Source organism: Leucothrix pacifica, from assembly GCF_003172875.1.
GTDB lineage: Bacteria > Pseudomonadota > Gammaproteobacteria > Thiotrichales > Thiotrichaceae > Leucothrix > Leucothrix pacifica.
Genome location: NZ_QGKM01000075.1, coordinates 68,383 through 81,495, shown reverse-complemented (window position 1 = coordinate 81,495; position 13,113 = coordinate 68,383). Strand labels below are relative to the sequence as shown.

At 46.1% G+C, this 13,113-nt stretch carries 11 protein-coding genes and 1 pseudogene; 11 read left to right on the top strand and 1 reads right to left on the bottom strand.

All coding sequences use genetic code 11. From position 1 onward, the window contains the following. Positions 1–84: 84 nt before the first annotated feature. Entirely contained in the window at positions 85–1,503 is a 1,419-nt protein-coding gene (gene argH / locus DKW60_RS19235) for an argininosuccinate lyase (protein WP_109839289.1), read from the bottom strand. Positions 1,504–1,763: 260 nt separating this feature from the next. Here argH and DKW60_RS19230 point away from each other — a divergent pair, with 260 nt between their 5' ends. The 11 genes and pseudogenes from DKW60_RS19230 to DKW60_RS19180 all read left to right on the top strand — a co-directional run bounded on the left by DKW60_RS19230 (position 1,764) and on the right by DKW60_RS19180 (position 13,104). Further along, positions 1,764–2,816 (top strand): sensor histidine kinase, encoded by a 1,053-nt coding sequence (locus DKW60_RS19230; protein WP_109839288.1) that lies wholly within the window; start codon positions 1,764–1,766, stop codon positions 2,814–2,816. Between the two features lie 5 nt (positions 2,817–2,821). Continuing rightward, entirely contained in the window at positions 2,822–3,565 is a 744-nt protein-coding gene (locus tag DKW60_RS19225; protein ID WP_181389799.1) for a LytR/AlgR family response regulator transcription factor, read from the top strand. 193 nt (positions 3,566–3,758) lie between these two features. Continuing rightward, positions 3,759–4,766 (top strand): DUF2156 domain-containing protein, encoded by a 1,008-nt coding sequence (locus DKW60_RS19220; RefSeq protein ID WP_181389798.1) that lies wholly within the window; start codon positions 3,759–3,761, stop codon positions 4,764–4,766. After that, positions 4,763–6,148: a cytochrome P450 gene (locus DKW60_RS19215; protein ID WP_109839286.1), complete on the top strand. Its 1,386-nt coding sequence runs from the start codon at positions 4,763–4,765 to the stop codon at positions 6,146–6,148. Before DKW60_RS19220 ends, DKW60_RS19215 begins: the two co-directional genes overlap by 4 nt. Positions 6,149–6,279: 131 nt before the next feature. Further along, positions 6,280–6,903, top strand: a complete 624-nt coding sequence (locus tag DKW60_RS19210) for a phosphoribosylanthranilate isomerase (RefSeq protein ID WP_109839285.1) — start codon at positions 6,280–6,282, stop codon at positions 6,901–6,903. Then, positions 6,890–8,119, top strand: coding sequence for a tryptophan synthase subunit beta (gene trpB, locus DKW60_RS19205; protein ID WP_109839284.1), 1,230 nt, complete (start codon positions 6,890–6,892; stop codon positions 8,117–8,119). The genes DKW60_RS19210 and trpB overlap by 14 nt, the downstream gene beginning before the upstream one ends. Further along, positions 8,116–8,925, top strand: coding sequence for a tryptophan synthase subunit alpha (trpA, locus tag DKW60_RS19200; RefSeq protein WP_109839283.1), 810 nt, complete (start codon positions 8,116–8,118; stop codon positions 8,923–8,925). The genes trpB and trpA overlap by 4 nt, the downstream gene beginning before the upstream one ends. Continuing rightward, a pseudogene (gene accD / locus DKW60_RS19195) lies at positions 8,922–9,785 on the top strand (acetyl-CoA carboxylase, carboxyltransferase subunit beta); the annotation flags it as partial. The gene trpA and the pseudogene accD, both read left to right, overlap by 4 nt. 199 nt (positions 9,786–9,984) lie before the next feature. Then, entirely contained in the window at positions 9,985–11,259 is a 1,275-nt protein-coding gene (folC, locus tag DKW60_RS19190; protein WP_109839281.1) for a bifunctional tetrahydrofolate synthase/dihydrofolate synthase, read from the top strand. Positions 11,260–11,428: 169 nt separating this feature from the next. Continuing rightward, positions 11,429–12,490: an SPOR domain-containing protein gene (locus DKW60_RS19185; RefSeq protein WP_109839280.1), complete on the top strand. Its 1,062-nt coding sequence runs from the start codon at positions 11,429–11,431 to the stop codon at positions 12,488–12,490. A gap of 26 nt (positions 12,491–12,516) precedes the next feature. Then, on the top strand, positions 12,517–13,104 hold the full coding sequence (locus DKW60_RS19180; protein WP_109839279.1) for a CvpA family protein: 588 nt from the start codon (positions 12,517–12,519) through the stop codon (positions 13,102–13,104). The last annotated feature ends 9 nt before the right edge of the window (positions 13,105–13,113 follow it).

The window sequence follows — 13,113 nt, the reverse complement described above, 5'->3', positions numbered from 1 at the left end:
TTTCAAGCGATTGCCCTGGGCCTGCCTCCTTGATACGTTAGCCAAGAGTCTGGCCAGACAGAGTTAACACCGCCTGTTCCAAACTTATCTGGCAGCGAGCGATGCTTTAGCTACTGCAACCTGAAGCAATACCTGCTCAGGAGCCGTGCCACCAATGTGATTACGAGCAGCTACAGAGCCTTCCAGCGTCAATACATCGAAGACGTCCTCTGTAATGACATCAGAGAACTGTTTCAACTCCTCCAGTGTCATTTCACTTAAGTCCTGCTTGGTTTCAACACCAAATGCCACCGCTTTACCAACCACCTCATGCGCATCACGGAAAGGCATGCCTTTTACTACAAGGTAGTCCGCAAGATCCGTTGCTGTTGCAAACCCTTGCATCGCAGCACGACGCATGCTCTCAGGCTTAGTTTCAACATACGGCATCATATCCGCAAAAGAACGCAAGCTACCGATCAAGGTATCAACTGTGTCAAACAGTGGCTCTTTATCTTCCTGGTTGTCCTTGTTGTAGGCCAGAGGCTGGCTTTTCATCAGTGTCATTAGACTAATTAAACTACCGTATACACGCCCTGTTTTACCACGTACTAACTCAGGCACATCCGGGTTTTTCTTTTGAGGCATGATTGAAGAGCCTGTACAAAAGCGATCAGGCAAGTTGATAAAATCAAACTGGGCAGATGTCCAAAGTACTAGCTCCTCAGAGAAGCGCGACAAATGCATCATGATGACACTAGCTACTGAGGTAAACTCGATAGCAAAGTCGCGATCGCTCACACCATCCAGTGAATTGCGCGAAGGACGATCAAAACTTAACAGCTGTGATGTAAATTCACGATCAATCGGATAACTGGTACCTGCTAAAGCTGCAGACCCCAGAGGCATCACATTGATACGCTTGCGGCAGTCCAGTAAGCGCTCATAGTCGCGCTCCAGCATTTCATACCAAGCCATCATGTGATGACCAAATGTGATTGGCTGAGCCACCTGAAGATGAGTAAATCCTGGTAAAATTGTATGCGCTTCCCGCTCTGCAAGCTCTACTAAGCCTTGCTGCAAACGCGTGATTTCACCTGCGATAAAATCGACCTGCTCACGTAACCATAAACGGATGTCCGTAGCGATCTGATCATTTCTTGAACGACCTGTGTGAAGCTTCTTGCCAGCAATCCCAATGCGGTCTGTCAAACGCGCTTCGATATTCATGTGCACATCTTCCAGCGCAATAGACCATTCAACTTTTCCTTCAGCAGCATCTTTGCGAATTGCTGCTAAGCCCTGTTGAATATCGGCCAGCTCTTGTGCGTTTAGCACACCGACTTTGTGCAGCATTTCAGCATGTGCTTCAGAGCCCTGAATATCCTGATTTGCCAAGCGCTTATCGAACATAATAGAGGCTGTAAAGGCCTCGACAAAGGCATCCGTATCCTCTGCAAAACGCCCACCCCAAAGTTTGTTTTCAGACGTTTTAGTGCTTGTTTCTACAGTGTTTTTTGACATATTCGTTAAGCTTCCAGCAAGTAAAATGTGATTGATCAGCTTAGCATATTGTGGAACAATAGATAAGCGTTGAGTAATTGGCGATGAGCGATAATAAAATAACGATAACAGTTTTTAATGCCCGACTAACGCAACAAATTAGGCGACGACCTAACAACCGTACATAGCGCGGTTTACGTAGAATAATAATAACAAACTATTGAGGAAGCTTTCCGGATTCTTGCGCCATAAATGGCCCTGATAAAGAAATAATAATATTAATGTCAGTAACGGAAATTGATACCCAACGCTTAGGATTCTTGCCGAACCTTTGCTCATTCAAAGCAATATTGCGTGTCGCGATAGCCGCTGAAGTATTAGCAATGGTTTTGGCATTAGCATCGGCAGCTGATACCTATCAGGCCTCTGTGCTAAAGCTAATTCTGACCTCTGTCTTTGTGCAGTGGGTTGTGATCAGCGCCACGATTAGCTTGTGCTTCTATCACAAGTTCGCGGGTCCTCAGGATGTGCTTCGTACGTCTGTTGTAGCGACCGGTATCGTTGTGTTCTTTACCATCTGCGCATCTGTACTGACCATTATGACAGACAGTTACCAGAAGGTAGGTGAGATTTTTTACTGGGATACACCTTTTATCCTGAGAAATATCTTCATCAGTGTAGTGATCACTCTGTTCGCCTTACGTTATTTCTATATTCAGAACGAACGAGATGAGCATCTGCGTGCTGACTCCGGAGCAAAGTACGACGCACTACAGTCACGCATGCGCCCTCATTTCTTATTCAATAGTTTGAATAGTATCGCGATGCTTGTGCATCAGGATGCTGATCAGGCAGAAGAAGCGATTCTTGATCTGGCTGATATTTTCAGAACCACGCTGGATAAGCGCAACAGAATTCCATTACGTGAAGAGCTCGATGTAACACTGCGTTATTTGCGTATGGAAGGCTTGAGACTAGGTAAACGACGACTCAATATCGTCTGGGATATGGACCGCAACACATTGCCATTCGACATGGAAATCCCCCCTTTGTTGTTACAACCACTTGCGGAAAATGCGATTTATCACGGAATTCAACCCCGTGAAGAAGGCGGAACACTAGGAATCAGCTTGTACGATGCTGGTGACAAACTGGATATCGTAATCACCAATCCTGTTCCTCCGGAAGGTACTAACTCGCACCAAAAAGGAAATCATATTGCACAGGAAAACCTTAAGAACCGCCTGAAGCTTGCTTATGGCAATCGTGCAAACTTACAAATAAAAAGATCGCGCCATCAATACCGCGTCTCATTCTCGATCCCGAAGGAGTAATAATAATGACAATGAATATACTCGTCGTTGATGACGAAGAACTAGCTCGTAAAAGAATACAAAGTCTACTTGCAGAGAAATCTGACTACAACGTATGTGCCGAAGCCGAAAACGGGGCCGAGGCATTAATGATGGTGGAACGTCACCAACCGGATTTGATTTTGCTGGATATTACCATGCCTGTCATGGATGGCCTTGAAGTGGCCAAGCACCTTGCCAGCATGCCAAATCCACCAGCCGTAATCTTCACGACCGCGTACGGAGAATACGCGCTTGAAGCCTTTTCAACAAAAGCAACAGGGTATCTAATGAAACCAATAAGACAAGAACAATTATTAAAAAGTCTGGAACAAGCCCGTTCATTAAACCGTGCTCAACGCTCGGAAATGCTGGATAAAACCGAAGACGCGATGGCTAATCGTAAGCACATTTGTGCTCGCCGCCGTGGTAATCTGGAACTGATTCCTATCGAAGATGTTTATTATTTCCAGGCAGATCAGAAGTACGTCACTGTACGCCACAAAGAGGGTGAGGTGATTATCGAAGAGTCTCTGAAGTCATTGGAAAATGATTTGTCAGAGCGCTTTATTCGTATTCACCGTAACGCACTGGTGGCTAAGAGTCGCATTAGTGGTCTATCAAAGTCTCCGATCGGTCGAGTTAAAGTAACCATTGACAAGATCGAAGACGAGCTGGAAGTTAGCCGACGCCATGTCGCCGAAATCCGTCGCTTTGTTCGTGAGCGTTAATATAAAAGATAGTTACTAACTTTGCGTTAAATTGGCCAAGATCAAATGCTTATCTATTTCGTGGTGGCATTCGATTCTTGGCCATATTAGTATTCGCTCAAACAAAAAATGGTTCTCCATGGGCGCTACCGCAACAAATCAAACCGATCAAGAATCTCTCAGACCCTACTTACGTAACTTTGGTAGTGGCTGCATGAGCTACTCTACTCTTCAGGACGAACTCCGACATTTCGTGTTAGAAGGCGTTGGCTACGTTGCCTACCTTCCTTTTAAGCATCTATTCTGGAGCAGACAAGGTCATCGGGTGGTCATTGGGAACCCTGTGTGTGACCCTGCAAATTACACTCAAATACTCAGCGCTTTTTTAGCGGATTCGAAACGCGTGATTTTCGTTCATATCAATGCTGAATGTGGTGATGCATTGACCTCACTTGGTGTGCAGGTGAATGGGTTTGGGATTGAAACTGATTTACCTTGTAGTAATTTTGATTTATCTGGAAAGAAAAGAGCAAAGCTTCGTCAATGGCGCAACAAATGCGAACGCGAAGGCGTCACTGTTTTTGAAAAATCGATCACAGACTTTGAATCACACGATACTGTAAAAGGTCTGAGTCAAGCGTGGCTTGAAGCTAAAGGAACACGCGAGTACGGCATTTTATCGCGCCCGTTTAGTTACGAATCAGAACCCGATGTCAGGAACTTCTGGGCCTCTCATAACGATAAGCTCATTGCAATGGCAGTGTTTGATCCTATTTACAGGAACAATCAAGTCATTGGCTATTATCACAATGTCGACCGGATACTTCCCGAAGCTCCAAATGGCACAGGTGCTTTTCTGATCATGGAGGCTATGAAACAGTTTGAGGCGGAAGGCAAAGCCTTCGTTAGTTTGGGGATGTCGCCACTGTTTATGATCCAATCACGACCGGGTCATAACAAAAATCAAAAGACTCAGAGAATTCTGAAATATACTTATAAAGAACTGAATTTTATTTACCCATTTCAGGGTAATGCCAGTCACAAACAGAAATTTGCCGGTAATCAAACTCAGGTTTACATCGCGGCTACCGAGGGGAATACCTTATGGCAGGTTCTGATACTATTAAAAGCATTGGGCTCACTGGAAATCAATAAAGACACGCTAAAGATTTTCGGTCATATCGCCAAAAAGAGCGCTACTCTCATTAGGGGCAATTCATGAAATACTTCACACCTCCCTACCCTGAGCGGCACAAAACTAAGCCCAGTGCGATTAAAGCTATTCTTCAGGCTAGACAAGATTTACTGTCAATCTGGACAGAAGACTCGTTCAGGTTTGAGTTCATGTCCCAACAGATTCTCAAACAAAAAATCTTTATTGCCAACGACCCACGCATTGTCAAAGATGTATTTGTCACCAAACACCACATCTATGAGAAGAAAAGTCCTCAAATGCAACGCGCACTGGAACCATTACTCGGCGATGGTTTGTTTATCAGCGACGGCGATACATGGACTTCGCACCGCCATATTCAGACACCGCTATTTCATACGGGGTTCGTGCAGAATTACAGTAAAATCATGGTTAACACCATTACTGAAATCGTGGATGAATGGGCAAACCAAAAAAGCTCAACAGTCAATGTGCTCCCTGAGATGGGCAGATTAACTGCAGAGATTATTTCCAGAACCCTGTTTGGTGAAAACCTGGGAAAAGAAAAAGCCTCCAAAGTCGTTAAAGCATTTGCAGATTATCAGTCATCAATCAAGCAAACACCACTGAGTAGCTTTACCGACATCCCAAACTGGACAGACAAATTTAGTATAAAAAGTCACATGGCAATGCGGGCCGCTAAACGCATTCATGCTGTCGTTGATGAAATTATCGATAAAGCTAGTGAAAAAGAAAATCAGGAAACTCTGGTTGCTCACCTACTCGCTGCGAATGAGGACAGAGAGTCGGAAACTGCACTGACCAGAGAACAGATTCGTAACGAAATTATTGTACTGTTTATGGCTGGCCATGAGACCACTGCTAACTCTTTGGCGTGGGTGTGGTATTTAGTGTCTCAGTCACCGGACGTTGAAGCTAAACTTCATGCTGAACTGGATGAAGTACTGGGTGATAAAATTCCAGACTTTTCAGACGTGTCAAAACTACCCTATACCCGTGCGATCTTTGACGAGGGTATTCGCCTGTATCCTCCGGTTCCGATTCTTTCCAGACAAGCATCTGAAGATGATGTGATCCGTAAGAAGAAAATCCCTAAAGGCTCTCTAATGCTGGTTGTGCCATGGCTACTTCATCGGCATAAAAAACTATGGGATCAACCTGATACCTTTATACCAGAGCGATTTTTACCCGGAGCAGAGAACAAACCAAACAAGTTTGCTTACGTGCCTTTCAGCGCGGGACCACGTGTTTGTTTGGGCAAGAGCTTTGGTATTGTTGAATCCGTCCTATCAATCGCGATTATCGCTCAACGCTTCCGTTTAACACTGCCAGAAGGCACTGAAGTGTTACACGAATGCAGACTGACTTTGCGCCCAAAAGGCAATCTTCCTATGACGCTTGAGAAGCGGGACAAGTCTACAAAAGCTTAAGCGCGATATTGCTACAAACCTGCGCTATCGTGTCACTGTGTTGCCTGAATTCATATGATTTAAGTGCTCGATCAGTGACACAAAACATTGCTTATGTTAGCCTGATCTTTTGATTTTTTTCGGCATCATCAATGTCTAAGCGCGTAAAAATTTGCGGTATTACATCGGCTACAGATGCACTCAATGCATGCGATGCAGGGGTCGATGCACTTGGCTTCGTTTTCTATGAAAAGAGTTCACGCTACGTCACGCCAGAGCAAGCCGCCGACATCTGCCAAACACTGCCACCATTCGTGACCACCGTCGGCTTGTTCATGAATGCGGATCAACAGCAAGTTGAAGACACACTATCAGTCGTTAGTCTTGATCTATTACAGTTTCACGGACATGAAACACCAGATTTCTGCCAGAGTTTCGATAGACCCTACATCAAGGCTGTTGGTATTAACGGGATGGAAGATTTCGCAAAATACGCCGACCAATACACCGATGCGCTAGGAATACTCATTGACAGTCATGCACTGGGAAAGGCCGGTGGTACGGGAGAAACATTTGACTGGAAATTACTCCCAAAAAATTATTCAAAACCGATTATACTTGCCGGCGGATTGAATCCCGATAATGTCGCTGACGCCTGCAAAGAGACATCCGTCTATGCGCTTGACCTGAGCAGTGGTGTGGAATCTTCACCTGGCATCAAAAGCAAAGCTAAAATCGACGCATTAATGCGAGAGGTAAAACATGTTGAATCCTGAAATAGATCTTAATACCGTTGACTGGAATGCCATGCCCGATCAGGCAGGTCATTTCGGCATTTATGGCGGACGTTTTGCTGCTGAAACGCTGATGGAGGCGATTGAAGAGCTTAGTGATGCTTATGAGAAGTTAAAAGATGATCCTGAGTTGCTTGCGACCATCGATCGTGACTTGGCTTTTTATGTTGGACGCCCCAGCCCTCTGTACCATGCAGAACGCTGGTCAAAAGAACTGGGTGGGGCACAGATCTACCTCAAGCGTGAAGACCTGAATCATACTGGCGCTCACAAAATCAACAACACGATTGGTCAGGTACTGTTAGCAAAGCACATGGGTAAAACCCGCATCATTGCAGAAACAGGGGCTGGTCAACACGGTGTAGCCACTGCCACTATCTGTGCGCGACTCGGTTTAGAGTGCGTTGTATATATGGGATCTGTTGATATTGAGCGGCAGGCACCCAATGTATTTCGCATGAAGTTATTAGGTGCTGAAGTACGTGCAGTAGATTCGGGCTCAAAAACACTAAAAGACGCATTGAATGAAGCAATGCGTGATTGGGTAACGAATGTCGACAATACCTTCTATTGTATTGGCACAGTAGCCGGCCCGGACCCTTACCCTAAGATGGTTCGTGACTTTCAGGCCGTGATTGGTCGTGAAGCGAAGCGTCAGTGTATTGAGCAAACCGGTCGTCTACCTGATGCATTAATTGCCTGTGTTGGTGGCGGATCTAATGCTATTGGCTTATTCCATGACTTCCTTGGCGATACCGATGTAGAAATCTACGGTGTTGAGGCGGCAGGACGTGGGCTAAACACTCAAGAGCACGCTGCACCACTATGCAAAGGAAAGCCGGGTGTACTGCATGGTAACCGCATGTACTTGATGGCTGACACGGATGGCCAAGTCGTAGAAACTCACTCAGTCTCTGCAGGATTAGATTATCCGGGTGTTGGTCCGGAGCATTGCTGGCTAAAAGACGTTGGCCGCGCTAACTATGTCGGCGTCACAGATGATGAAGCGATGGCCGGTTTCCATGCTCTGACGCGGATCGAAGGCATTATTCCGGCACTAGAGTCGAGTCATGCACTGGCTTATGCCATGAAAAAAGCACCGGAAATGCGTCCCGATCAAACAATCGTCGTATCACTGTCTGGTCGCGGTGATAAAGATATTAATACCGTTGCAGCCCTTGAAGGAATTACATTATGAGCCGCATCAGCAGTACTTTAGAAAACCTCAAGCAACAGGGTAAATCCGCACTCATTCCATACGTTACTGCGGGTGACTCAGATCCTGGCCTTACCGTCCCACTGATGCACTCAATGGTAAAAGCGGGCGTAGATGCGATAGAGCTTGGTGTACCGTTTTCTGACCCGATGGCCGATGGCCCGACGATTCAATTAGCTTGCGAACGCGCACTAAAGCACAACACTAGCCTGCACGACGTGCTGGATATGGTAAAAGAGTTTCGTCAGACAGACGACAAAACGCCCGTCATACTAATGGGCTACCTCAACCCACTTGAAGCAATGGGTTATGAAGCGTTTGCTGTTGCTGCTAAAGAGTCTGGCGTTGATGGCATGCTAACCGTGGACTTACCACCTGAAGAAGCGCATGACCTTCTGTCGGCACTAAAAGCTAACGATGTAGACGCAGTATTCTTACTGTCACCAACGACCCGTCAACACCGAATCAAACGAATTGTTGAAGCAGGCTCTGGTTATCTGTATTACGTTTCCTTAAAAGGGGTTACTGGTTCTAATAAGCTAGATGTTGCAGATGTTGAGTCGCACGTCAAAAATATTAAAGAATACACAGACTTACCGGTTGGCGTAGGCTTTGGTATTAAAGATGCGGAGACTGCCGCTGCAGTAGCAAAAGTTTCAGATGCTGTTATTGTAGGCAGCGTATTGGTCAAAATGATCGAAGAGAACCCGGATGATGACGACATCATCATCACTAAGACGAGTGAATTACTGGCCGATATGCGCCAGGCAATGGATAAAACATTATGAGTTGGTTTGAAAAGCTACTGCCTTCAAGAATCCGTACGGAAGGCTCTACCATAAAGAAAAAGTCAATTCCGGAAGGTTTGTGGCATCAGTGTCCTTCTTGCAGCACGGTGTTGTACAAGCAGGACTTAGAAAAAAACAATGACGTCTGCCCAAAGTGTAATCATCACGTACGTATCAATGCACGTCGACGTTTAGATACGTTTTTGGACAAAGAAGGACGTCAGGAAGTTGCCGAGAATATCGGACCGGTTGATATTCTGAAGTTCAAAGACTCAAAAAAATATAAAGACCGCTTAGCTGATGCACAAAAAAAGACCGGCGAAAAAGACGCACTAATAGTGATGAAAGGAACAGTCTTTGGTGTCCCTGTTGTGGTCGCAGCCTTCGATTTTGAATTTATGGGCGGATCCATGGGTTCGGTTGTTGGTGAACGTTTTGTTCAGGGTGTTAATGTCAGTATCCGTGAGCGTATCCCCTTCATAGTGTTTACTGCCAGTGGTGGTGCTCGTATGCAAGAAGCACTTTTCTCTCTCATGCAGATGGCCAAAACCAGCGCATCCTTGACAAAGTTAGCGGATTTGGAAATTCCTTATATCTCAGTACTGACTGACCCAACCATGGGTGGTGTATCGGCAAGTTTTGCGATGCTCGGAGATATCCAGATTGCTGAGCCAAAGGCGTTGATTGGGTTTGCAGGGCCTCGCGTTATCGAGCAAACCGTCAGAGAGACGCTGCCTGAAGGCTTCCAGCGTAGTGAGTTCTTACTGGAAAAAGGTGCGATTGATCGCATCATTCACCGGAATCAACTCAGAAAAGAAGTCGCAGATTTATTATCAATGATGCAACATCGCCCTCGTCCGGAAGGATTGGATCAGCTTGAAGAAGAGACAGTTATCGAGTTGAGACAACCTGATACTCAGGAAATCCCGAGCGAACTGATCAAAACTGAGGAAGCTGTTACGGAAGAAATCATTGATCCGGTCGTTGAAGAAGTTAAACCTGCTTCCGATACTCCTCCGGAACCGAAAAAATAATCATTTAACCAGAATCTGATAAACCATGAGTCGAACCTTATCCGAGTGGCTTGATTGGCAAGAGAGCCTTCATCTATCAAGTATCGACTTAGGACTAGACAGAGTCGGCAAGGTTGCTCTGCACTTAGCGCTGAGTTCTTTGCCGATGCCCGTCATCACAGTCGCAGGCACCAATGGTAAGGGTTCAAGCGTTACCATGCTTGATAGTATTTACCGTGAGGCGGGCTATCAAACCGGCTGCTATATCTCTCCGCATTTAATCCGCTACAACGAACGGATCAGTATTCATGGGCAACCCGCTTCAGATGAGGATATCTGTGAAGCATTTGAAGCCATAGATCAGGCTCGTGATGACATTAGCCTAACCTATTTTGAGTTCGGCACCCTTGCAGCCGCTTACTTATTTAATAAGTATCAAATTGATGTCGCTATCTTTGAAGTCGGCCTCGGTGGACGTCTGGACGCAGTTAATCTGTGGGATGCAGATTTGGCGCTTATCAGCAATATTGACATCGACCATATCGACTGGCTTGGCGATGACCGTGAGCAAATAGGCGTTGAAAAAGCCGGCATCATGCGCAAAGGTAAAACGGTCGTCAGTGGGGATCCGAATCCTACACTCAGCATTCAGTCAGAAGCTGAGCGTATAGGCGCTTCACTACTTCAACTAGGCAGAGACTATCAATGGCATCCTGGTGAAACTGATGACATCTGGTATCTAACAGCTACCGGCTCAGGCAGTCTGGTACTGCCAAAGCCATCTTTGCGGGGCAAGTTTCAACTCAATAACGCATCCATGGTCATTACCGCGATTAAAAGCTTCTGTGACCAACTACCGGTAAATGACGATAGTATCCGCCAAGGGCTTACAAAAGCACGCGTCATCGGTCGCTTGCAAAAATTAGGTGAATGCCCCGAGTTATTGGTTGATGTCGCTCATAACCCGCAGTCAGCGCAAGCCTTAGCAGATTATTTGAGTGAAAATCCAACTAGCGGCAAGACTGTCGCACTATTTTCTGCATTAGCGGATAAAGATCTGGAAGGTATTTTAGAACCACTGCGTAACTCTTTCGAGGCGTGGCACATTGTCCCTCTCGATGGCCCCAGAGCTCAGGATACGCAGCAACTTCTGGAAAAAATACAGCGCTACGGAGTGAATGGAACGCTGGAAACGCATAGTGACTTCAATGTAGCCATAAAAATGTTACAAAACACCCTGAATTGCGAAGATAGGCTAGTAGCCTTTGGCTCTTTTCTGGTAGTATCCGGCTTTATGCAAGGCTTAACTACGCCAGAATAGCAAACTGTGACTCTATAAGATTCAATGAATTACATGCTATACCTGAAGCGCTACACTCAGTCTTGTGGGGGTTGTTACTAAATTAAAAGATTAAACTTGCCAGACATCCACCGAAAAGCCATTCGCTTGTCGATGTTGGCGGTATTCAGCTTAAAAAGGAAGCTAAGGTATGAATAGAACGACAGTTAAACGTGGTATTGGAGCGGTTATTTTAGCGCTCATCGCTGCTGCTCTTCTTGCATTATTACTCAAAGATAAAGCCGCGCAACGTCAGGACGTTGTTGATATGGCACTGCCGGGAACGACTGAAGGTAGCATTGAAAGCTCTGGCAGCTCAACACGTTTGCCACAACTGAGCACAGACAATAGCGGAAATGGCACGGTGATTGCTCAGGCAGGTCAGGAAGCGGTCAGTAATGCTGCGACAACTGCAACGGATACCGTGGCACAAACAGGCACTTCAGTTAAAGATGCAGCAAGTAACGCTGCGGGCAATGTTATTGCTTCAGCTACCGCGGTGGGTGCAACTGCAGCTGCTACAGTCGCAGCATCTGGTGAAGCGGCCGGCGACGCTGCACAAAAAACGATTGATTTCTCAGTACGTGCGCCACAAAAAGCATCTGAAGAATTTCGTGAGCTTGATCTGGTCAATAATGGCGATGCAACAGCACCTGCGGCAACATCAGTTGCAGCTACTACCAGTAACACACAAGCAAGTCAGACTGTTGCTCAGGAAAGCGTAACGGCTGCTCCTGCTAAACCGGATCAGGGCACAGTCATCGCAAGCACTAGTGCACGTCAGGCAGCGCCTTCAACGACTCGCTCAAGTGGCGGCGGACAAGCTCGCTTAATTGACGAAAAAAGAACGGCAGCGCCGAAGTCTTCAAGAACTACTCAGGTCGTCAGACAAAGCGCTCCGGCAAAACCTGCTCCAAAAGCAACGGAAGCAGCTAAGCCTGCACCTGCAGCAACAAGTCAGGCGAAAAACGGTTACGCTATTCAATTATTAGCAACCTCTAGCTCAAGCCGTGCCAATGATCTGAAAAACGTGATGGCTGGAGAAGGTTACCCAACATACGTCACCAGAACACAGCAAAATGGCAAGCTGCTTTATCGTGTGCGTATCGGTCAATATAGCAACCGCACTGCAGCAGCAAATGCTCAGGCAGCTATGAAACGCCGTTACAAGAAAAACACGTATGTTAACCGTAGTGCAATCGTAGCCCGTTAACTACACACTTGCCTCGGGGCAGGTACATGGATGTATCTGCCCGCTATACTAATAACGACTATCTGGGTGAATACAAAATGGAATTAAACTTTATTGATATCGGTATTGTTGTCTTTATCGTAATTACAGCACTTGTCGGACTTGCACGTGGATTCGTGTGGATGGGATTGTTCTTAATCACATGGATCGCGGCAGCTGTATTGGCCTTCCTATACCATGATGAATTGATGGTCGCCCTGCCCTTCAAGCTTTCAAGCAATGTATTCCAGATGATTGTCGCTGCGCTGATCATTTTCCTCGGTATACTGTTTGTCGGCACACTGATAAATTACTTATTCACCAAAGCGATTCGTGCGATTGGTCTTGGCAGTGTGGACCGCTTGCTTGGCGCAATTCTTGGACTGGCTTTAAGTGGCTTCATTATTGCGATGGCAACAATGTTTATCAGCCTGACTAAGTACACAGAAGAGCCAATGTGGCAAACGTCAATTCTGGTACCAAAATTTGCCGATGCAGCTAACTGGATTCAAGCCAATGCTCCGGAGCAAATGACCGCACTACTTAAAGAAGCTGGCATCAACAACACGCCAGAACAACCAACACTTTCAAATTAAATTTCAGAA